26 protein-coding genes are annotated in these 21,703 nt (G+C 48.2%); 14 read left to right on the forward strand and 12 right to left on the reverse strand.

All coding sequences use genetic code 11. From position 1 onward, the window contains the following. Window positions 1-13 precede the first annotated feature (13 nt). Genes MHN31_RS02320 through rpoE form a run of 4 tightly spaced genes read right to left on the reverse strand, consistent with a single transcriptional unit; the run spans window position 14 to window position 2,603 of the window. The gene (locus MHN31_RS02320; protein WP_125560139.1) at window positions 14-472 is read right to left on the reverse strand and encodes a SoxR reducing system RseC family protein; all 459 of its coding nucleotides are present in this window, start codon (window positions 470-472) and stop codon (window positions 14-16) included. Beyond that, on the reverse strand, window positions 469-1,422 hold the full coding sequence (locus MHN31_RS02325; RefSeq protein WP_125560137.1) for a MucB/RseB C-terminal domain-containing protein: 954 nt from the start codon (window positions 1,420-1,422) through the stop codon (window positions 469-471). Before MHN31_RS02325 ends, MHN31_RS02320 begins: the two co-directional genes overlap by 4 nt. After that, window positions 1,423-2,022, reverse strand: a complete 600-nt coding sequence (locus MHN31_RS02330; protein WP_239443359.1) for an anti sigma-E factor RseA C-terminal domain-containing protein — start codon at window positions 2,020-2,022, stop codon at window positions 1,423-1,425. It abuts the gene before it with no gap. Continuing rightward, the gene (gene rpoE / locus MHN31_RS02335; protein ID WP_046006775.1) at window positions 2,019-2,603 is read right to left on the reverse strand and encodes an RNA polymerase sigma factor RpoE; all 585 of its coding nucleotides are present in this window, start codon (window positions 2,601-2,603) and stop codon (window positions 2,019-2,021) included. Before rpoE ends, MHN31_RS02330 begins: the two co-directional genes overlap by 4 nt. Before the next feature lie 258 nt (window positions 2,604-2,861). On the opposite strand from rpoE, the gene nadB reads away from it, so the two are divergent. Continuing rightward, window positions 2,862-4,487: an L-aspartate oxidase gene (gene nadB, locus MHN31_RS02340; protein ID WP_125560132.1), complete on the forward strand. Its 1,626-nt coding sequence runs from the start codon at window positions 2,862-2,864 to the stop codon at window positions 4,485-4,487. Between the two features lie 35 nt (window positions 4,488-4,522). Here nadB and MHN31_RS02345 read toward each other — a convergent pair whose 3' ends face one another. Then, a complete protein-coding gene (locus MHN31_RS02345) occupies window positions 4,523-4,873 on the reverse strand; it encodes a protein YgfX (RefSeq protein WP_323744717.1) in 351 nt (116 codons plus the stop codon). A 40-nt stretch (window positions 4,874-4,913) separates the two neighbouring features. Continuing rightward, window positions 4,914-5,165, reverse strand: a complete 252-nt coding sequence (locus tag MHN31_RS02350) for a succinate dehydrogenase assembly factor 2 (RefSeq protein ID WP_010382320.1) — start codon at window positions 5,163-5,165, stop codon at window positions 4,914-4,916. Window positions 5,166-5,326: 161 nt separating this feature from the next. Here MHN31_RS02350 and MHN31_RS02355 point away from each other — a divergent pair, with 161 nt between their 5' ends. Both MHN31_RS02355 and MHN31_RS02360 read left to right on the forward strand, forming a co-directional pair. Further along, window positions 5,327-6,244 (forward strand): transcriptional regulator, encoded by a 918-nt coding sequence (locus MHN31_RS02355; protein ID WP_239443360.1) that lies wholly within the window; start codon window positions 5,327-5,329, stop codon window positions 6,242-6,244. Window positions 6,245-6,255: 11 nt separating this feature from the next. Beyond that, window positions 6,256-6,735 carry a peptidylprolyl isomerase gene (locus MHN31_RS02360; protein ID WP_239443361.1) on the forward strand — a complete coding sequence of 160 codons (480 nt, stop codon included), beginning with the start codon at window positions 6,256-6,258 and terminating at the stop codon, window positions 6,733-6,735. Window positions 6,736-6,765: 30 nt separating this feature from the next. Here the strand turns inward: MHN31_RS02360 and MHN31_RS02365 are convergent, their stop codons facing one another. The 3 genes from MHN31_RS02365 to MHN31_RS02375 are packed head-to-tail and all read right to left on the reverse strand — an operon-like array spanning window position 6,766 to window position 8,379. Next, window positions 6,766-7,206, reverse strand: a complete 441-nt coding sequence (locus MHN31_RS02365) for a hypothetical protein (protein WP_125560124.1) — start codon at window positions 7,204-7,206, stop codon at window positions 6,766-6,768. Window positions 7,207-7,219: 13 nt separating this feature from the next. Then, window positions 7,220-8,047, reverse strand: a complete 828-nt coding sequence (locus MHN31_RS02370) for a DUF481 domain-containing protein (protein ID WP_125560250.1) — start codon at window positions 8,045-8,047, stop codon at window positions 7,220-7,222. Between the two features lie 14 nt (window positions 8,048-8,061). Next, window positions 8,062-8,379, reverse strand: a complete 318-nt coding sequence (locus MHN31_RS02375) for a DUF440 family protein (protein WP_239443362.1) — start codon at window positions 8,377-8,379, stop codon at window positions 8,062-8,064. 223 nt (window positions 8,380-8,602) lie between these two features. Here MHN31_RS02375 and MHN31_RS02380 point away from each other — a divergent pair, with 223 nt between their 5' ends. From MHN31_RS02380 to MHN31_RS02410, 7 genes are all read left to right on the forward strand, one after another. Further along, the gene (locus MHN31_RS02380) at window positions 8,603-9,397 is read left to right on the forward strand and encodes a crotonase/enoyl-CoA hydratase family protein (RefSeq protein WP_239443363.1); all 795 of its coding nucleotides are present in this window, start codon (window positions 8,603-8,605) and stop codon (window positions 9,395-9,397) included. 419 nt (window positions 9,398-9,816) lie between these two features. Next, a complete protein-coding gene (locus MHN31_RS02385) occupies window positions 9,817-10,509 on the forward strand; it encodes an LrgB family protein (RefSeq protein ID WP_125560116.1) in 693 nt (230 codons plus the stop codon). A 72-nt stretch (window positions 10,510-10,581) separates the two neighbouring features. Further along, a complete protein-coding gene (locus MHN31_RS02390) occupies window positions 10,582-11,421 on the forward strand; it encodes a mechanosensitive ion channel family protein (RefSeq protein WP_239443364.1) in 840 nt (279 codons plus the stop codon). A gap of 73 nt (window positions 11,422-11,494) precedes the next feature. Beyond that, window positions 11,495-14,059, forward strand: a complete 2,565-nt coding sequence (locus MHN31_RS02395) for an Ig-like domain-containing protein (protein WP_239443365.1) — start codon at window positions 11,495-11,497, stop codon at window positions 14,057-14,059. 155 nt (window positions 14,060-14,214) lie between these two features. Further along, on the forward strand, window positions 14,215-15,075 hold the full coding sequence (gene yghU, locus MHN31_RS02400) for a glutathione-dependent disulfide-bond oxidoreductase (protein WP_239443366.1): 861 nt from the start codon (window positions 14,215-14,217) through the stop codon (window positions 15,073-15,075). Window positions 15,076-15,291: 216 nt separating this feature from the next. Further along, entirely contained in the window at window positions 15,292-15,795 is a 504-nt protein-coding gene (locus MHN31_RS02405; protein ID WP_125560111.1) for a hypothetical protein, read from the forward strand. Window positions 15,796-15,811: 16 nt separating this feature from the next. Further along, window positions 15,812-16,423 carry a superoxide dismutase gene (locus tag MHN31_RS02410; protein ID WP_239443367.1) on the forward strand — a complete coding sequence of 204 codons (612 nt, stop codon included), beginning with the start codon at window positions 15,812-15,814 and terminating at the stop codon, window positions 16,421-16,423. A 47-nt stretch (window positions 16,424-16,470) separates the two neighbouring features. Here the strand turns inward: MHN31_RS02410 and aroC are convergent, their stop codons facing one another. Then, window positions 16,471-17,571: a chorismate synthase gene (gene aroC / locus MHN31_RS02415; protein ID WP_138537563.1), complete on the reverse strand. Its 1,101-nt coding sequence runs from the start codon at window positions 17,569-17,571 to the stop codon at window positions 16,471-16,473. Window positions 17,572-17,627: 56 nt separating this feature from the next. Next, window positions 17,628-18,563, reverse strand: coding sequence for a 50S ribosomal protein L3 N(5)-glutamine methyltransferase (gene prmB, locus MHN31_RS02420; protein WP_239443368.1), 936 nt, complete (start codon window positions 18,561-18,563; stop codon window positions 17,628-17,630). An 85-nt stretch (window positions 18,564-18,648) separates the two neighbouring features. Here prmB and smrB point away from each other — a divergent pair, with 85 nt between their 5' ends. The 4 genes from smrB to MHN31_RS24155 all read left to right on the forward strand — a co-directional run bounded on the left by smrB (window position 18,649) and on the right by MHN31_RS24155 (window position 20,853). Next, window positions 18,649-19,203 carry an endonuclease SmrB gene (smrB, locus tag MHN31_RS02425; RefSeq protein ID WP_125560105.1) on the forward strand — a complete coding sequence of 185 codons (555 nt, stop codon included), beginning with the start codon at window positions 18,649-18,651 and terminating at the stop codon, window positions 19,201-19,203. Window positions 19,204-19,420: 217 nt separating this feature from the next. Further along, window positions 19,421-20,221 (forward strand): response regulator, encoded by an 801-nt coding sequence (locus MHN31_RS02430; protein WP_125560103.1) that lies wholly within the window; start codon window positions 19,421-19,423, stop codon window positions 20,219-20,221. Window positions 20,222-20,414: 193 nt separating this feature from the next. Beyond that, window positions 20,415-20,726 carry a hypothetical protein gene (locus MHN31_RS02435; RefSeq protein ID WP_010382360.1) on the forward strand — a complete coding sequence of 104 codons (312 nt, stop codon included), beginning with the start codon at window positions 20,415-20,417 and terminating at the stop codon, window positions 20,724-20,726. A 1-nt stretch (window position 20,727) separates the two neighbouring features. Continuing rightward, entirely contained in the window at window positions 20,728-20,853 is a 126-nt protein-coding gene (locus tag MHN31_RS24155; RefSeq protein WP_257721229.1) for a hypothetical protein, read from the forward strand. Window positions 20,854-20,920: 67 nt separating this feature from the next. Here MHN31_RS24155 and MHN31_RS02440 read toward each other — a convergent pair whose 3' ends face one another. Next, window positions 20,921-21,526 carry a peroxiredoxin C gene (locus tag MHN31_RS02440; RefSeq protein ID WP_010382361.1) on the reverse strand — a complete coding sequence of 202 codons (606 nt, stop codon included), beginning with the start codon at window positions 21,524-21,526 and terminating at the stop codon, window positions 20,921-20,923. Window positions 21,527-21,703 lie beyond the last annotated feature (177 nt).

Here is a 21,703-nt window from a genome sequence, read left to right on the forward strand (position 1 = left end):
CCGATTTTACAATTTATTTGGCGCAATCACCATCTATTTGCGTTAGGGGAAGGCTAATTGGATAAATTTTTATCACTTTGATGTCGTGACGCAGTGCTTTTGTGCGCTGTTTTGCGATTTGAAAGCCAACGAGTCCACCCATTACGGTGGCCAGTATTTGCCAAAGCTCACCAGCCTGCAAAAAAAGATGTGTGATAAACATGGCAGCAAACGCCATTGCCAGCGGTAACAGATACACCCAGAGAGCATTTTCGACCACTTTGCTGTCATCCAATGTCAGGGTCATTTTTTGTCCAACCTGAACTGGCTCCTCACAGGCAATGGGTAAGGCTTTTTTATGGCTACCAAACAGCTTACTAAAAATCTGTGAGCCGCATTTACCGTTGCAACCCGCACACGCTGGTTTTTCCTCTGCAACAAGCCAAACGGTACCAGGCTCGACACGTGACACCGTGAGTGTTTGTTCTATCATAACGGTCGCGTTACCGACTCTGCAATTGCTTTGGCCGTCATAGTGGGGATCTTCCCAACTACGGACACATCAAACGCACCAGAGTTGTGAACATAAACCGTGGTTGCACCAGAGCTGAGCGCACCGCTGGCTCTTTGTCCCGACAAAGGCCTCTGCACAAACACAGAAAATTCAACAAGCCCGTCAGAAAACAAAAAGTAATCGGCCAGTTCGTTATTTAAATCAAGCTTATGTCGGTCTGACTTGAGCAGTTTAAAGCCTTCAGGCAACCAACCTATACGCCAATTATTTTGCAGTTTTTGGGTATTTTCTGTCTCTGCCAGAGAAGCCAGCGGCATTGGGAAATCTTTGCTACTTAACTCTATCAAAGGCTGTGCAGGTTGTTCCGTTACACTGATATGAGTGAGCTGTAATTGCTCCAGCACTTCACCCTGCTGTGTCACATACGCAGCTTTAAGCAACAACGCAGACTGAATATCGATCCACAACCAATAGTTGTATTTATGTTCATCTTTAGAAACCAGACGAACGAGCTGTGCGGCCCTGTCGGCGATACGCTCTTTACCGCCAAGTACAAAATCGTAGCTGTTTGACAGGCTGCCTATCTCGCCAAACAAAATTTCAGGAATAGGACCCGCAATGGCGTCCGTTTCGATAGAATAAGGTTGGGTTTGTGGTTCAAAGTAAGTGACTTTATTATCAACCCGCACCACTTCAAGGCCAGCACCATTTTGTCGGCTAAGAATTTCCAGTTCGCTGTCTTCCACTTTACCATGGAGCCAGCGGTAAGGTTCCATACCTTTGCCTTTTACCACCACAAATGATGCATCAAAGTTACGCTCCTGAATAGCAGAAGACATATCTGTGAGCAGCTGTTTTGCATTAATGATATCGCTGGCAACAACCTGGGCACTCAGACCCACTCCCAGTAGTAACGCAAGCCACTTCATCTACTTTTCTTGTTCCTCTTTTTCTTCCTGTGCTTGTTGAGCCAATGCATGTGCCATTCTGGACTGGCGCTGATGCTCTAGTACCAGTGCACCAATACGTTGCTGTTGTAACTCTCTTAAGCCTTTTTCTGCACTTTCCAGCGCAGGTTCGGACGAGAGGCTCACTGGCGACACAGACCCGGTGACTGGGGTCGATTGTAACACAGGAAAATCACCGTTGGCTTGTTCCTGTGGTGTATAATTACTGACGCCCAAAACGGCAACTAAAGAAACACTCGCTGCAATCGCTACTTGTGCAAGAGGCTTACGCCAATTAGACAACGCAACGACATTATCTTCCTGACGTACTTTTTGCGGCTCTTGTTGTGGAGCCTGTTCGCCATAAGTAACCTCATCTGCCAGCGCATCAGCCATGCTGGCTGTGATATCTATACAAGGTGCCTGATTTTGCTGGCTACGCATCGCATCACCTATCAGCGCGTAACGGGCAAACTTATCTGCATCGAACTGTGCCTGACTGGCGTTATCCAGTGCCTGCTCGGCATCAAAAATACTGGATGTTACTTGCCCGTCTTTGACATTAAAGTTTGATTGCGTCATCTACTATTACCTATGAGTGGGTTAATATTATTGTCAATGGCCTCACGTGCTCGAAAAATCCTCGATCTGACAGTGCCTACCGGACAATCCATCACAACGGCGATTTCTTCATAGCTCATGCCCTCGATCTCGCGTAGCGTGATCGCGGTTTTGAGATCATCGGGTAGCGATTCAATGGTTCTGAAAATTACCGCTTTGATCTCATCACTTAGCAATAAGCTCTCCGGAGAAGCATTAGACCTTAATTGCTCTGCTCCGTCATAAAACTCTGCTTCCTCAGCATCAACATCATTGGCAGGCGGCTTACGCCCCTGTGCCACCAGATAGTTCTTCGAGCAATTAACCGCAATTCGGTACAGCCAAGTGTAGAATGCGCTGTCACCCCGAAAATTGGGTAAAGCCCGATACGCCTTAATGAAGGCCTCTTGTGCTACATCGGCCACATCGCCCGAATTGGATACGTAGCGCGAGATCAATGCTGCAACTTTGTTCTGATATTTGGCAACCAACAAATTGAACGCATTTTTATCTCCTTGCTGAACACGCCGAACTATCTCTAAATCTAAATCCTGCTCGCTCATTCGAGCCGGTACTCCTCTTTGTTATTACTTGTTTTTCACACACATTGTCGCGCATTGTTGCCATCTTTTACAGCTACTCTGACTAAGTGCTGAATAAAAAGTTCTGTTTTTTTGATATTTTTTTTAAAATACCCCGTATTGTCACGTCATAAACGTATTCGGTGTTGAATATGTCAGCTAGCAGCCTTACTGGGCTAAGCATAGCAGAATTATCAAAACACGCAGAATAACAGGTTTAATTAGCTAAGACCCACTAACATGAAAGAACAAGTTCAACACCAAACAGATGTCATTATCGTCGGCAGCGGCGCAGCCGGATTAAGTCTGGCCTTATCGCTTGCAAATACATGCCGCGTCACTGTGCTCAGTAAAGGCGAGTTGCGTGAAGGTTCAACCCTCTACGCACAAGGTGGCATAGCTGCGGTCTTTGATAAGAAGAATGACAGCATAGAATCACACGTTGATGACACTCTGGCCGCTGGTGCAGGCCTCTGTGACAGAGAAGCAGTGCATTACACGGCTTCCAATGCCAAGCAATGCCTCAAGTGGTTAATTGAGCAAGGCGTGCCATTTGATATGGAATTTGATAGTAAAGGACGGGAGCGTTTCCACCTCACCCGAGAAGGGGGACACAGTCACCGCCGTATACTACACGCCGCTGATGCTACCGGCAAAGCAGTACAATCTACTTTGATTGAGCGAGTTCAGGAACATCCAAATATTCTGTTACTGGAACAATACAACGCAATCGACTTGATCACTCAGGGCACCTCAGATCAAAAAGTCGTTCATGGCTTATACGTCTTTAACCGCCGTGCCAACCGAGTCGAAACGGTCACTGCCAAATTTGTTGCTCTGGCAACCGGTGGCGCGAGCAAAGTGTATCTTTATACTTCTAACCCGGACGTATCCAGTGGGGATGGTATCGCCATGGCGTGGCGCGCCGGCTGCCGTGTAGCAAACATGGAATTCAATCAGTTTCACCCAACCAGCCTGTACCACCCTGAGCTGCAGAATTTTCTGATCACAGAAGCAATGCGTGGAGAAGGCGCTCTGCTGAGACGCCCTGATGGCACTCGCTTTATGCCTGATTTTGATGATCGGGAAGAGTTAGCACCACGTGATGTTGTCGCTCGCGCTATCGACTACGAGATGAAGCGCCTGGGTGCCAATTGCGTCTATCTGGATATCTCTCACAAAGACAAAGACTTTATCATAGAGCACTTCCCGACTATTTATGCTAAATGTTTGAGCGTCGGTCTGGATATTACCAAAGAACCGATCCCGGTCGTCCCGGCGGCACATTACACCTGTGGCGGAGTCATGACAGACTTTAACGGCCTGACCGACATCAGCAATTTATACGCCATCGGCGAAGTAGCCTATACCGGGCTTCACGGTGCCAACCGCATGGCAAGTAACTCGTTGCTTGAGTGTATTGTATTTGCCCATGCCGCAGCCAAAGACATACTCGCTAAAATAGACATTCAGCCAGAGCCACCCGAATTGCCGGAATGGGATGAAAGTCAGGTCAGTGATTCAGATGAAGAAGTCGTGATCACCCATAACTGGCATGAGCTCAGACTATTTATGTGGGACTATGTAGGCATTGTTCGTTCAACTAAGCGACTGGAGCGAGCACTTCGTCGGGTTGAATTATTACAGCAAGAGATTCAGGAGTATTATTCTCACTTCAGGGTCAGCAATAACCTGCTCGAATTGCGTAATTTGGTTCAGGTGGCTGAGCTGATCATTCGCAGTGCGCTGGCCAGAAAGGAAAGCCGAGGGTTGCACTATACGCTGGACTTCCCAGACAGTGCTGAGACCACAGAACCAACTATCCTGACCTCAGAAGAGGCAAAACGCGAGTCTGAGTCCAATTGATACCCGTAGGCTGAGCCACTTCGCTTGGTAACACCTCACACCATCAAAAACACCTGGCGACATAATTGTCGCCAGTATTCTTCCTGCATAGCGTGACGCATAATTCCGATATGCCGGGTACCTTTATCTGTCTGAACGGTCAACAGCAACGAACAGTGAAAGTATAGACGCACAGACTTGAGTTGTCCCTGCCAACGCTGCTGCTCGGCAGAAACGATGAGTGTGCCTTGTTCTGGTAATATCCCCAGTTGGCCTGACAGTACGAAATAGTGTTTCATCGTATGCCTGGCAAAGCGATACCCCAGAAAACATGTTGCCAAATGCCACCACCAAAGTGTTGGCGTCACAATAACCAAAACAGCCAATAGGCAACAAAAAAAGACCACAATTACTTTGTGGTCAGGTGTGTTTTGCTGGAAATAAAAACTAAGCGCGGACCCGGTCAAGAACAAACTTTACCATAGTGTCCAGCTCCGGATATGGACAGGCTTCATGGCCCATAAACCAGGCAAATAAATCGGGGTCTTCTACTTCCAGTAAACGTTGAAACACCAACTTATCTTGTTCAGATAACTGGTCGTACGCTTCATCAACGAAAGGCTCCAGCAAAATATCCAACTCCAGCATGCCACGGCGACATGCCCATTTTGTACGAGCCTTTGAATACAACTCAGCCATAATTTCCACATACCCTTAAATTTTATTGTGTCACAGTGATTATAACGTATCCTGCGGTGCGCGTTAACTGTGTGAAGAAACAATAATCGCGCCCTTCGCGCCTATCTCAGTCGCAAGATTTGCGGTAATATTAGGTAAATTCTTCAACAAGGATCAATAAGATGGCACAAGCAAATGCATATCCTCTTAGTTTACAATTGATCTCTGTAAGCGGCGCCGATAAGTTAAGTTACCTGCATGGCCAGGTCACCCAGGATCTTAATCTGCTGACGGATGATAACTTCCTTTGGGCCGGGCATTGCAGCCCGAAAGGTAAATTGTGGGCAACCCTCAGGCTTAGTAAATTAAACGATGCCTATCTGCTACTCGGATCTCAGGCTGAGACCGACGCTTCCTGTCGGGAGCTCAAAAAATATGGTGTGTTCGCCAAGGTTGATATTGAAATAACGCACCATCAGGTGCTTGGTATACTGACTGATGACATGTGCCAAACGTGCGACCTGTTAGGGCTCACCTTTGCTCAAGAATCCAACGCCTGTACATTTGGTGATAATAACAAAGCGCTGAAACTAGATGGCCAGCGCCTGTTGCTGATTGTCGAACATGGCTACACATTACCACAAGGTGTTGCACTGCACACTGACCCCACCCCGTTTGACAGTGCCACAATTTTGGCTGGAGAACCACAACTCGGTGAAACCAGTGTCGATGAATACGTACCTCAGATGGTAAATCTACAAGCGCTGGGCGCGATCAGCTTTAAGAAAGGCTGCTATACTGGTCAGGAGACGGTGGCCCGGATGCGTTATTTGGGCAAAAATAAACGTGCTCTTTATATTGTAAAGGGCCAGGCCAGCGCGCATCCACAGGAATCAGAACTTGAGGTCCAACTGGAAGGGGACAACTGGCGTCGGGCAGGCAAAGTGATCCATCAGGCCTACGACAGCGTCAGTCAAGACTATTATGCGCTGGTAGTGATGGCCAACGACCTGACTGACTCAGCAGTTTTGCGTTGCAAAACGCACCCGGGAGTTGAGCTGAAAATTCAGCCTCTTCCCTACTCTTTAGAAGATAATTAAGCGGAAAGATTATGAAAATTGCCCCGAATACCGTTGTAAAAATGCACTACGCTGTGTTGGACAATGATGACAACAGCATAGACAACACCTTTGATGATGAACCGCTTGAGTTTATCGTGGGTACGGGTTATTTGATTTCAGGCCTGGAAGAGGCACTGATGAGCAAACAGGCTGGAGACAAACTCAGCGTGTCTGTTGAGCCACAAAATGGCTATGGCGAACGTCACGATAATTTAATGCAGGCTGTGCCAAAAAGCATGTTCGAGGACATGGAAGTAGAGGTCGGCATGCAGTTTCGTGCCACCACAGACGACGGTGAACAAACGGTGATCGTGATTGGCATTGAAGGCGACGATGTCATTGTTGATGGCAACCATCCTCTTGCCGGTATCACGTTAAACTTTGATGTGGAAATTCTGGAAGTTCGTGAAGCAACAGCGGAAGAGTTGGCGCATGGTCACGTCCACAGCGAGGGCGGGTGTGCGCACTAGCACTCACGCACCAACACACTAAAAAAGCGCCTATTTGGCGCTTTTTTTGATCTCCTCAAGCGCTGCAAGCACGCCTTCCTGGTCGTTAGTACCAATACGGTACTGTGAGCCATCCTCAAGCACAAACTCAATGGCTTTGAAGCCATGCGCAGCATACACCCAGCCATCATGCGTGATCTTGACACCAATGCCATGGCGAAACGAATTAGTCACGGGCGCGAATGACTGCAACTCAGTAACCTTAACCGATTTCTTGAGTATGCCGGGACCAAACCACCAGCTCACGGTCTGCTGCGCTTTATCTACCTGTACGGTAAGTCCGTAGAACAAGTAACCAATCAGTAGCAAAATACCAATGAACCCATAAAGCAGTGCATTGTGGCCCAACAAATAGATTGCCATGGCAACAAAAGTGGCAAACCAGCCCAGAAATGCCCAAATTATCCAAGACCATTGCGTCTTTTTATACATGCACCTACATACCTTAATTAAAACTATAAACGAGTGTCACACCTATTTCGCTATCCACTTTTTCTTTGCCTTCTTCAGGCTGAGAATGATAGCGGTAGGTATAAGCAACTTTCATAGAAACACCGCCCATGACCTGACTGATCAACGCTGTTTCTGAAAAAATACGTGCGCCCAGACCCGACATGGATCTTTCATAACTGATGTCCTGATTAAATCGCGTGCGTTTAGAAACGGTGCGCTCCCACTGTAATGCAGCGCGCAACAGGTGACCACGCTCAACTCTTTCCTGATCAGGCTCTAACTCAGTTTCATCGTCTCGCCTGTACATAGACAGACCCGGACCAATATCTAAATCAACGGTGTTTTTGCGCCCTTCGAAAACACGCTTACCATAACCGGTAACAAGAGTTGTGGTGTATTCTCGACCATTAAACTTATCCAGTTCATAGTCGCCGTACAGAAACAAAGACGTATTCTTCTGCCCTATTTTATAGTTACCCTGTGCGGAAATGAAATAACGGGATGCCGTTTCATCTTCTATGTTCGTGTCTGGGTCAACCTCGCGACGATAAGCGCCATCAAACTTAAACTGGTTACGCCAGTATTTAAAATCCTGATAGAGATTACTCTTAAGTTTAAACGCGGTATTACTGGTATTCCCTCGATTGAGCAAAACACCAAACTCAACGTCACCGTACAAAAACTCTCCTTCATGAAGTGCGTGGATTTCTTCTTCCGACAATTCTCCATATTTATGGAAGTCTTCAAACGGATCGACGGCCAAAGCTTCAGCACTAAGCAATAGCCCAGCACAGACAAGGAAAAAGGTGGCGTGTTTCACTGCACTGATTTCTCTTACTGCTTCCAGACAATGTGACAAAAAGGCGCATCCAGGTCCCGACTGATCAGAATTTTGGCAAAAATGACATCGCCTTGCGTTTCCTCCAGGCCAACACTCACCTGAATGAAGTGCTCAGCTTCTGCCTCCTGGTCATAAGCAACCAAAGTATGCCAGCTGTCATCCGGTACACTGTCTTCAATAAAGCCAAATTCTTCACTTTGGCTGTCGAACAACTCAACGTCTTCAGCTGTCAGGTTATCACCGGCCAGCTCAAGGAAAATATCATAGGCTTGTTGCGTTGCTTCTTCGATAGAACTTAAACGTGCAGACATTACATCACCTCGTCTGTCAAAATTGAGGGGTATAGTAGCAAATTGCAAATTTACAAGGCTACGGCTTTTAGTTAGTTTTAACAAAAATGTCGCCCAAATGCATGAAAACAGTAAATTGACCTATTCAGAGTATCCAGGACAACAGTGGCACCATTAAAGTAAATACTCTATGCTAGCTCTGCAAAACGAAAAGAATAAGAGTACGCAGCAAAAGGAAAGAGATATGGTCCAGTTAGAGACAATTGACGGCATCGCCTGGGTCACCCTCGCCCGGCCTGAAAAACAAAACGCGTTATCCTTTGAGATGTTCAGGCAACTGGATAACATCATCCACACACTCAAACGAGATCGTCAATTGCGCGCTGTTGTGATCCAGGGACAGGGTGCGCATTTTTGCGCTGGCCTGGATGTCAGTGCGGTCATGAAAAAGCCCCGCAACATCGTCTCACTACTGAGTAAATGGCTGCCAGGTAATGCGAATCTGGTACAGCGCGTTGCGCTGGGCTGGCGCGCCCTACCCGTGCCTGTTTTTGCATTAGTCCGTGGTAATTGCCTGGGTGGGGGTTTACACATTGCACTGGGGGCAGACTATCGCATTGTGTCACCCGATGCTCAGTTCGCCATTATGGAAGCACGCTGGGGACTGTGCCCGGACATGAGTACCAGTATAATGCTGCCCGGTATTATACGTCATGATCAGGCGCTCTGGCTGGCTTCCAATCCACAACGTATTGATGCCAACACAGCTTATGAGCTGGGACTCATAACGCAAATCAGCGACGATCCGCTGGACACGATAAAACAGCGGCTCGCTCAACTGGCGCACATATCACCGGATGCGCTGGCTGCTATCAAACATCTATACAATGATGCGTACCACCCGCCCAGGCGTAAACTATTGTGGCTGGAAACCTGGTATCAGATTAAGCTGCTACTGTCGAAAAACACCCGTATTGCGATGCACAATGGCCGCCAAACGGAACAAGCCAGGCCCTATCGTCCAAGAGGCAAATGGTAATAAGGTCGCATTGTGCGTCACACCGATTACACCCAAAATAACGCAAGGCTTAATCACAAACGTGTCTATTATGATGATTGCTCTTAGATTTATTGCATCCCTGGCTATTCTGATTGGATGCCTCTGGGCTGCCAGACTCATCACAGCAACCTTTGCACTAAGCTTGCCCGCCCCTTTGCTGGGGCTTTTGCTCTTATTTGGACTATTGCAAGGCGGCCTTTTAAGGAGTGAGTATTTACTTCCATCTTGCAACCCTATTTTAAAGTATATGGCCCTGTTTTTTATACCTGCGGGTGTTGGGTTGATAAACTATCTGGCAATATTCAGCCAATATGCCTGGCTGTTGATAAGTGTGCTCATCCTGGTACCCACACTGGGCTTATTACTAGCAGGCAAACTGGCCAGCCAGGGCAGATTTTATGATTAATATGCTAATGGGCTGCACAATCACGCTGGTCTTATTTGCCATCATGCGACGCGTCAATCATCGCTGGCGCTCACCCATGCTCAACCCCGTGCTGCTCTGTATTGTGCTTATCAGCGCCGCTCTGCTGCTTAGCAACATTGATTATATTGACTACCGTAACGCGACGACACCAATCAGTTTCTTTCTGGAGATAGCCGTAGTTGCCCTTGCCGTACCGCTCTATCAGCAGCTCCACGCGATAAGACCGTATCTGATACTCATTAGCCTCAGCAGCTTTTTGGGGATCTCTTGTGCAACAATAACCGCCTTCATGCTTTGTCAATGGTTTGCGGCACCTGAACCCCTCATGGCGTCATTAATGGCTTTGTCAGTCACTACTCCAATCACGTTGATTGTGACGGACACACTGAGCGGCATTCCCGGGGTTGCCGCCATCATGGTGATCCTCATTGGTGTGCTGGGTGGCGTATTTGGCTTAGCACTGCTCACTTTAGCCGGCGTAACACAACCGCAGGCCAAAGGCGTAGCACTCGGTGTGACCTGTCATGCAATCGGGACAGCCGCGGCAATGGAATATCACCCTGCCGCCGGAGCTTTTGCCTCCGCAGCAATGATAATCAGCGCCGTGATCACAGCGAGCTGGGTGCCAGTGCTTTTTACGCTGTTACAGGGCATAATCAGCTAAACTAAAAGAAACCCCAATGTCATCAACCGATAAGCGCTCACACATATCATAACGACAAGGCAGGAGCACAGCATGATAGAACAAGAAATTGCACAAATTGAACACTACTACGTGCTGATCCGAGACTACCTGGTGACATACAGTATGCAATTAGTTGGTGCTCTGGTGATCTTACTATTCGGTCTATGGCTGGCTAAAAAGCTGGCTAAAGCTACTGAACGCCTGATGCTCAAACACAATATTGATGTGACACTGACAAACTTCATCAGCAACGTAGTCAAAGTGCTGCTCATTATTATGTTCACTATCATTGCGCTGGGTAAAATAGGGATCAGTGTGACCCCGTTTGTTGCCGCAATCGGTGCGGCTTCACTGGGGGCTGGCCTGGCAGTTCAGGGCATGTTATCTAACTACGGCTCAGGATTAGCCATCATTGCGACCCGACCGTTTGTGGTGGGCGATACTATAGCTGTTAAAGGCGTGTGTGGTCAGGTAAAAAGCATTGAGCTGGGTCATACCATTTTGGTCAATGAGGAAAAGGTCGAAATCACCATCCCCAATAAGCACATCATTGGTGAAATTATGCAAAACTCTTTCGCTCACTCGCTGGTGAAAGGAGAAATTGGCATCGCTTATAGCGCCAACGCCGAGCAAGCAATTACGATTATAAATGGTATTTTGACGGACCATGAAGCGGTCGCAGACACCCCACAAGCTCAGGTTGGCATTGAAGCATTTGGCGACAGTGCCGTCCTGATCAGCTACCGTTACTGGGTGCCGACCACTCAAATCATCGAGCATAAATTGACTATCAACGGTGCCATTTATGCCGCAATCCAGACCGCCAACATAGAAATCCCGTTTCCACAACGAGTTGTCACAATCAAAGAGAAGCATACGTCCGCAGATTGATCCTGGTTGTTTTTCACTCTATGCTGTCAATGTTTTGTCTACAAAACATACAACATGTAAAACGGAGTGATCTATGAACACAAGAAAGTTAATGAAGATATGCTGTGCCGCAGGCCTGCAAATGATTGCAGCACACAGCTGGGCTCAGGCCGATACTGCCAACTATGACTGCAGCGCGCTCGCCGAATGGTCCAGTTCAACGGTGTACCGCAAAGGCGATCAAGTGCGTGCTCAGGCTCAAGCTTATGAAGCAAAATGGTTCAATCAAAATGAGCGACCCGCGAACAATTCAGATACCTTTGACGTATGGCGACAACTTGGCCAGTGCATCAGCGGCAACGCCCCGGTGGTTACCCTAGTAAGCCCCCAGGATGGCGCTGTGCTGAACAAAAATGACAGCGCTGTTTTTGCTGCAAATGCCAGTGATCAGGATGGCGATCTCGCCCAGGTTGAGTTTTTTGTTAACGACATCAGTGTCGGTATACTCAGCCAGCCTCCTTATCAGCTTACCTGGTCTGCACAGCTGGGTATGCACACTGTGAGCGCAGTGGCAGCAGACGCCAAAGGGAACCTGAGTATACCCGCAACGGCTGACATCACAGTGCGGGATGACAGCGGTAATGTTCCCCCCGCTCTGACCATTGATACACCGACAAACAGCCAAGCATTTAAAGTTGGCGATACCGTTAGCCTTGCGGTGCAGGCCACTGACACCGATGGCCAGGTTGTGCAGGTCGAAATGTGGCGAGATGCTCAGCGTCTTACAACGCTCAATACCCCACCTTTTCGCCATGATTTTGTGACCGTGAGCCCCGGCAACAAACAGCTCAGAGTCATTGCACAAGACGACAAAGGCGCCACCGCTGAAGCCAGTGTGACCATTCAGGTGAGTGCTGCAAGCTCAGGCGGCTGTGCAGGCCTGAGCACTTATCGAGCTGGCCAAAGCTATCAAAGTGGTGAGCTGGTGGCACATAATAATCGCAAATACCGCTGCGATATCGCTGGCTGGTGCAGCTCCAGTGCTGCATGGGCCTACGAGCCCGGCACAGGTCAACACTGGCAGGACGCCTGGAGCGATTTGGGGATCTGTGCAATCGCGCCCGAAATTAGCTTTAGTCAGCCTAACGATAATGCCACTTTGCTGCGCAACCAGCCGACACAGATAGCCGTCAGTGCCACCGATGCAGACGGGACTATCTCGCAATTAGAGTTATTTGCTGATCAAACCTTACTTGGCAGCACCGCGCAAGATGCGCTGACTGTTGAGTGGACGCCAGGTAACACCGGGCCAGTTACACTCAGTGCTGTTGCAACCGACAACGAGAGCAACCAGAGCCAACAAACTATCCAGGTCACGGTTACCGATCAGCCACTGGTCGTTGATTTAACCGCCCCAACTTCGGGTACTCAATATGTATTGGGTAATACCATTTCTATCAAAGCCAACGCTCAGGCGCTCAGCGGTCAGATCTCGATGGTCGATTTTTATGCCAACGGGGTAAAAGTTGGCAGTGATACCCAGGCACCTTATGAGTTTAACTACGCGCCAGCAACCGTTGGACAACACAGTATCTATGCAACCGCGACCAGCACATCGGGAGATACAGCAAGCAGCCCAGCGGCCACTGTCACTGTCATTACGCCGCCGGTTGGCAAAACCCATAAACTCATCGGCTACTGGCATAACTTTGTTAATCCGGCTGGCTGCCCTATTCCATTGGATCAGATCTCCGATGCCTGGGACATCATCGACATTGCCTTTGCAGAAAACGACCGCTCTTCTAATGGTACGGTTCACTTCAAGCCCTTTGAAAAGGACATCCGCTCTAACTGCCCACCCATCGATCCCGCTAAATTCAAAACCGATATGCAGGCACTACAGGCGCAGGGCAAAATTTTTGTGCTCAGCCTGGGTGGCGCTGAAGGCACCATTACGCTGAACACAGATGCTGATGAAGCCAATTTTGTCAGCAGCCTCACGGCCATTATTCAGGAATGGGGATTTGATGGCCTGGATATTGACCTTGAAAGTGGCTCAAACCTGTTACACGGCTCTCAGATACAGGCTCGTTTACCCCGGGCAATTAAACAGATAGAGCAGAATATGGGCGGAGACATGGTCTTAACCATGGCACCAGAACACCCCTATGTACATGGGGGCATGATAGCCTACTCCGGTATTTGGGGTGCATACATTCCATTGATCAACGAACTCAGAGACACGCTGGATTTGCTACATGTTCAGCTCTACAACAACGGTGGACTGCCTAACCCATACGAGCCAGGCAGCGCACCAGAAGGCTCAGTCAACATGATGGTCGCCCACGCAAAAATGTTAATTGAAGGATTTGATCTTGCCGATGGCAGTCGCTTTATGCCACTGAGAGACGATCAGGTTGCCATTGGGCTACCCTCAGGTCCGCAATCGGCCAACTCAGGCCAGGCACCTATTGCCAATATCATTGCGGCACTGGACTGTCTGACCAAAGGTACGCAATGCGGTACGATTACGCCCAGCCAGCCTTATACCGCTTTTGGCGGTGTGATGACCTGGTCAATTAACTGGGACAAATTTGATGGTTATAACTTCTCTGTGCCTGTGGGCAATAAACTCACAGAAATGAATCAGGGACAATAAACGTTCCATAACGGGGTAACGGCGGTTCCCGCTCGTTACCCTCATTCCACCGTATATTGAAGCCAATTTAAGACTCTTTGCTACTGGCAGTTCGGTAAAATTAACGTTAAGGTGGAGTTAATCTGTTACCCCCCGATTTGAATCAAGGAGAACTTATGAGTAACAACACGTATACCCCACCAAAAGTGTGGACACACCAGCCCAACAGCGACAACAAATGGGCCAATATCAATAGCCCGGAATCAGGTGCCCGCCATGAGCAAGCACTGCCTGTTGGTACACACCCACTGCAACTCTATTCGATGGGCACACCCAACGGGCAAAAAGTCACCATTATGCTGGAAGAGCTGCTGGCGCTTGGGATCAGTGAGGCCGAATATGATGCACACATGATCCACATTGGTGAGGGTATGCAGTTTTCTTCAGGCTTTGTAGGCGTCAACCCGAACTCGAAAATTCCTGCTTTGGTCGATAAAAGCGGCGAAAATGAATTCAATGTATTTGAATCTGCTTCCATCCTCGTTTACCTGGCCGAGAAATTTGAACAGCTTTTGCCCGCATCAGGTACAGGCAGAATAAACACCTTTAACTGGCTATTTTGGGCACAAGGCTCAGCGCCCTTTGTTGGTGGCGGGTTTGGTCACTTCTATGCCTATGCCGATGAAAAGCAAGAATACCCCATCAATCGCTTTGCCATGGAAGCAAAACGTCAGCTTGATGTACTGGATAAACACTTGGCAAAAAATACCTATGTGGCCGGTGAGCAATACAGCATTGCCGACATTGCCATCTGGCCCTGGTATGGCAGTCTGGCACTAGGCAGAATGTACGACGCCGGTGAGTTTTTGCAGGTTCACCAATATGAGCATGTTGTACGCTGGGCAAAACAACTGGATGCACGTCCTGCCGTACAACGAGGCAGGATCGTCAACCGTACCTTCGGTGAGCCATGGGAGCAGCTCAGAGAGCGCCACAATGCTGCCGATATTGATGCCGTACTGGCATTAAAACCTTAACAAATAAGCGCGTGTCCTCCACGCGCTTATTTTCCGGCCTTACTCCACCGTTAGCTTCCCAGCTTCTCAACACGCACACTTTCTAAGACTCAGTAATACACACTATATATTCAATTAATTTCAAATATAAATGACAATCATTTCTGTTTATGTTTTTATACTCAAAATGTAACACTTGAGTGGTTCATATCCGGTAACCCTTGACGAGGAGTCCTTATGCTGCAAACTAATCCAACGTTGAATAGCGCGGCTGAGCAGTTAGAGCACGCGCTAGCCCCCTGGCAAAAAGCCATCACCGCAGGTAACTGTGCTTTTGAAGGTCAATCATTCTACAGCGCAAGAGACCATTATCAGAGCGCACTGTATCTGGTGAGCAATTTAATTGCCCACTTTACTCACCAGTACGATCAGCAGCTTCAGGAAGATGCACTGATGCATTGTTGCCCGGCGCTGATTGTCGCCTCACACAACCTGGCTGATTGCTACCTGGCACTGGGGTTACCGCACAAAGCGTGTGAGCAGCTCGTTAGCGTCCATCAACGTATGGTCCAGTTATGTGACCATGCCAACCCGCAAGTTGGATTAATTGCAATGCGCCATTGTATGCGAACACGAACTGAGTTAATGCACTTTATTACCACCCATAAAGCCTATAAAAACCTGGTCAGCTGGGCCACTCAGGCACTCAATACTCCCCAATCAGCACACCATTATCATTAATTTAAAGGAGAGAAGTATGGCATTTACACTGCCCGCATTACCTTATGCCTATGATGCGTTAGAGCCGCATATTGATAGTAAAACCATGGAGATCCATCACACCCTGCATCACCAGACCTATGTCAACAAAGCCAATGCTGCGCTTGAAGGCAGTGAGTTTGAAGGTCAATCCACCATCGAATTATTAACCAATATCAAAGATCTCCCGGAAACATTGCGTGGCGCAGTGCGCGATCACGTCGGTGGCCACAACAATCACTCTTTATTCTGGGAAGTCATGTCGCCACAAGGTGGGCAGCTGCATCAGGGAGAACTGTCCGCAGCCATTGATAAGCACTTTGGCGATTACGACACATTTAAAACGCAATTTACCCAGGCTGCGGTAAGTCGTTTTGGAAGCGGCTGGGCCTGGCTGGTCGTCGATGAGCAAAAGCGCCTGCAGGTCACCAGCTCACTCAATCAGGACAGTCCATTTATGGACGGTCTGACGCCTGTGTTAGGGCTCGATGTGTGGGAGCATGCCTACTATCTCAAATATCAAAACCGTCGACCTGAGTATATTGAGGCTTTTTACAAGGTGGTTAACTGGCAGGAAGTAGAACGTCGTTTTCTTGAAGCGGTAAGCTAACCAAAAAAGCCAGCGGCATTGCGCTGGCTTTTTTCTCCTGAGCGCCGTTACGTGCGCTGCGCAGGAATAGGACCATGGGATAACTCAACATGTGGATTCTGACCACGTTGTCTGAGTAAATGATCCATTAAAGTGATCGCCATCATGGCTTCTGCAATCGGTATTGCCCGGATCCCGACACACGGATCATGACGTCCTTTGGTGATCATCTCTACCGACTCATTTTGCGTATTGATACTCTGACCCGGGATAGTAATACTGGAAGTCGGTTTAAGTGCGATGGAAGCAATGATATCCTGGCCTGTCGAGATACCCGCCAGTACACCACCAGCATGATTACTGGTAAACCCTTCTGGCGTTAGCTCGTCGCGGTGCTCTGAGCCCTTTTGCTCAACCACCTCAAAGCCGTCACCGATCTCAACGCCTTTTACGGCATTGATGCTCATCAGAGAGTGCGCCAGTTCAGCATCCAGTCTGTCGAATACCGGCTCGCCTAAGCCAACCGGAACCCCTTTTGCCACCACTTTGACTTTGGCGCCAACCGAATCGCCTTGCTTTTTCAGATCCCGCATATATTCGTCCAGTGCGTCCAGTTTGGTTACATCGGGAAAGAAAAAGGGGTTCTGCTCAACCTGTTGCCAGTCAAACTGCTCAGCTTTAATAGGCCCGAGCTGGGACAGACAGGCATGGATCTCAACACCGTGCACCTGCTTAAGGTATTTTTTAGCAATGCCACCAGCCGCAACGCGAATGGCTGTTTCTCTGGCCGACGAGCGTCCGCCACCACGATAGTCGCGGTGTCCGTATTTATGCCAATAACTGTAATCACCGTGACCAGGACGGAAAACGTCTTTGATTTTGCTGTAGTCTTTGGAGCGCTGATCGGTATTCTCGATTAACAAACCGATACTGGTACCTGTCGTTTTACCTTCAAACACCCCTGAGAGGATTTTAATTTCATCCCCCTCTCGACGCTGAGTCGTATAGCGGCTTTGTCCGGGTTTGCGCCTGTCCAAATCCACCTGAAGATCGGCTTCATTCAATTCAAGTCCCGCCGGGACACCGTCTACCACACCACCCAGGGCGAGACCATGGCTTTCACCAAAAGTGGTTACCTTAAATAATTGGCCTATGCTGTTGCCTGCCATTGATTTTCCTCATTCCAAAAAAACACCATCGCGCTTCCCTGCCTACAGGAAAACACTTAGTCGTTAAAGTAATCCAGTAACTGTTTTTTACTGATCACAAACACGCCCAGTCCACCGCGTTCAAATTCCAGCCAGGTAAATGGCGCGCCTGGATAAAGCGCTTCCATATGTACCATAGAATTACCCACCTCGACAAATAACAAGCCCTCATCGGTAAGGTGTCCGGCGGCCTCTTGCAACAAAGTCCGGGTGACGTCCAGACCGTCTTCACCCGAAGCCAGACCGAGTTCTGGTTCATGGTGGAACTCATCCGGGAGGTCCGCCATATCTTCCGCATCAACATAGGGCGGGTTTGCTACGATCAGATCATATTGCTGCCCAGGTACACCGCTAAACACATCGGACTGAATCGCAAACACCTGCTCCTGTGCCTGATGGTCATGAATGTTCATTTCGGCCACTGCCAGGGCATCGAAAGAAATATCAACCGCATCCACCTGAGCCTGCTCAAAGGCCTTGGCCAATGCGATAGCAATACACCCCGATCCAGTACACATATCTAATATACGGGTGACTTTTTCCGGTGACTTTAACCAGGGCGTGAACTGCGCTTCGATCAGCTCTGCAAAAGGCGAACGGGGCACTAACACACGCTCATCCACATAAAAAGGCAGTCCTGCGAACCAGGCCTGATTGGTCAGGTAAGCAACCGGAATACGCTCATCGATGCGCAATCTGAGATATTCTACCAGCCTGACTTTCTCGCTATGTGTCAGACGCGCGCTAATTAACTCTTTCGGCGCATCAACGGGCAAGTTGAGCAATGGCAGAACCAGGCTGACCGCCTCATCCCACGGGTTATCGGTGCCATGACCAAAAAACACGCCATTGCCCGCAAACTGGCTGGCAGTCCAGCGTAACCAATCCTGAATGGTGACTAAATCCTGATAGGCTTCTTCAGCCATCGCCTGAGAAATAACAGAGTCGCTCATGAGTTGCTCTCACTACTAAATGCATGGCGGCATTGTAACGGTTTTTACGCTAGGTTTTTACGCTTTTTTTCTTTAAAATAGTACTATGAACACAGATAAACCAAACTCACAACTGCCAGAAGATGATTTCGCCTTGTTCCGTGAGGCAATATCAGGTACCAGTCAGTTCAAACAAGATACCGTGCAACAAGCCAGACGTCAGACGCGCTTTAAAGGTGAAGTGATCGCCGAGCAAAAAAAGCAGCATCAGGCTGAGTTCTATTTTTCAGACGAATATGTTCCGGACATAGACACTCATGGCACCGTCAATTATGTTCGCCCGGGTGCGGACAAGTACCTCGCCAAGCAACTGCGCCGCGGTGATTACGCGCCTGAGCTGATCCTCGACATGCATGGTATGAACAAAGAAACGGCCAAAGATGAGCTGGCTGCGTTGATCCACGCCTGCAAAAAACAGCATGTCGCTTGTGCCTGTGTTGTACATGGCATTGGCGAACGCGTGTTAAAGCACAAAGTGCCGCAATATCTGGTGCAACACCCGGATATATTAGCAATCCATCAGGCCCCATTAGAATATGGTGGCAAAGGTGCTGTCCTGATCCTGGTCGATCTGCCACAAAATATGGAGTTTCGTCGTTAGTACCAAACTGGGCGTGTGCAGTCAAAGTCGCCTCGCCCTGCAGTCTTTATCAGGGTTGACCCCTGAGGCAAACACCGCGACTTCACTTATCGTCTCACCCATCACATTGTCGTATAAAACCTTTTAACACTCTGCTCACCAAGCTAGCGGCACGGTTGCAAATACGTTATATTGCTAGGTAATCTGACTATTTATTTTCAACATTTGCTGTCATACCATGAATGAACTTTTAAGCTCAGATCTGAGCATCCTACTTCTGGAGCCGTCCCAGACACAAAGACGGATCATCAGTAACGAACTTCAGGAAGAAGGGATCCGCAATATCGAGAGCGTGGACACACTTGCTGCCGCCATCGAGAGTCTGAATAACAGCAAGCCCGATCTGGTGATCAGTGCACTGTATCTGCCTGACGGCGAAGCACTCACCTTATTGCAGCACATCCATACTGAACTGGCTGATCACCAACTGCCTTTTATGTTGGTATCCAGTGAGACACGCAGAGTGCAGCTGGAAGCGTTCAAACAATCTGGTGTGGTTGCCATTTTGCCGAAACCTTTCAACAAAACGCACCTGGGCAAAGCCATCAACGCGACACTGGATATTCTCTCTCCAGAAGAGCTGGAGCTGGACTTGTATGATATTCAGGAGTTGCGGATCCTGGTCGTAGACGACTCACGTCTGGCGCGCAATCACATCCGTCGGGTGCTGAACAACCTGGGCGCAACTCGGATCAGTGAAGCGGAGCATGGGGCCGAAGCACTCACAGTATTAGAAGACACCATGTTTGATCTGATCATTACCGACTTCAATATGCCAGAAGTGAACGGTCAGGAGCTGGCTGAAGCCATTCGAAATTCCAATGAGCATAATCACGTGCCAATTCTCATGGTGTCCTCTGAGGCCAATGAAACGCATCTGGCTAATATTGCGCAATCTGGTGTAAACGCCTTATGCGATAAGCCATTCGAACCTCAGGTCGTGAAACAACTGATCTATCAGCTACTTGAGCAAAGTTAACCATTTATTGGTTAAAACCACCATCCAGACTGGTCAAAAGTCTCAATCCAGATTTTGACCAGCAACTCAAAAAATATAAAAAACATTAAATTTCATACATTTATAAATTTTCTTTAAGCTGGCACAACCTTTGTAATAGTTAGAACGACTAACACAGTAAAGTCATCGTAACTAACGCAAAAGGAACCAGACAATGAAAACTGCAACCCAACTTAGCATTCTTATCCTGACATTTGGTTTGAGCACGAGCGCCATCGCAGCAGGCAATACCAGTGTAACAGCAAGCGTCAATGCTACGACTGTAGCCAGCGTCAGCGCAATGTCAGCTATCAATAGCGGAACTACTTCTGCAACTCAGGAAATACTCACTGAAATGAAGTCTCACATCAGCCAGACCATCAAAGCAAATCTGGTTGAACTGAAAGAAAGCACCAAAGCTGCATTGATTAAATCATTCACGCCAGAGCAAGAAGAAGCACAACAAACATCAGGCAAGGAACAGTAAGATGCTGAATGAAATGACACTATTTAGCCTGCTGGTCACGCCAGTTATCAGTTTAATGCTGGCGTATGGCTCAGTTGAGTTAATCAAACGTCTCAATCACAAATGGTCGATAGGACGTGCATCATGACAAGGCAAAATCGGGGTATAAAAAAACCCGCACAAAGCGGGTTTTTTTCAGAACAACAAAGTCGAGCTTACAGGTCGCCTTCGTTTTCAGAAAGGAACTTAGCAACACCTTCAGGGCTTGCGTCCATACCTTTTTTGCCTTCAGTCCAGCCAGCTGGACATACTTCACCGTGCTCTTCGTGGAACGCCAGCGCGTCAACCATGCGCAGCATTTCGTCGATGTTACGGCCCAGAGGCAGATCGTTTACTACCTGGTGACGTACATTACCTTCAGAATCGATCAGGAATGAACCACGGAAAGCAACGCCAGCTTCTGGGTGCTCAACATCATATGCCTGACAGATTTCGTGCTTCACGTCAGCAACCAGGTCATACTTAACCGGACCAATACCGCCTTCGTTTACAGGGGTGTTACGCCATGCGTTGTGAGAGAATTGAGAATCGATTGAAACACCGATCACTTCAACACCACGCTTTTGGAATTCTTCGTAACGCTTGTCAAATGCGATTAGCTCAGAAGGACAAACGAAAGTGAAGTCTAGTGGGTAAAAGAAAATAACCGCTTTTTTACCTTTAATACGCTCATGTAGATTGTAACCATCTACGATTTCACCGTTACCTAAAACTGCTGCTGCTGTAAAGTCAGGTGCCTTGCGGCCTACTAATACACCCATTGTTATCTCCAAATAGTTAGTTTGAGTTCCAAAGTTCCACACTCACACAGAGCAACATGGCCAGTAAGGCAATGTTTTTCTGTATCACTGTGAATTGTCACTTATTATTGAGGCGTTTTATAAAAAAACAACCCTTATACCAATTGGTATTATTTGGCGCTCAGTTTATGCTGTTCC

Origin of the sequence: Pseudoalteromonas sp. McH1-42, assembly GCF_022347845.1 — a bacterium.
GTDB lineage: Bacteria > Pseudomonadota > Gammaproteobacteria > Enterobacterales > Alteromonadaceae > Pseudoalteromonas > Pseudoalteromonas rubra_D.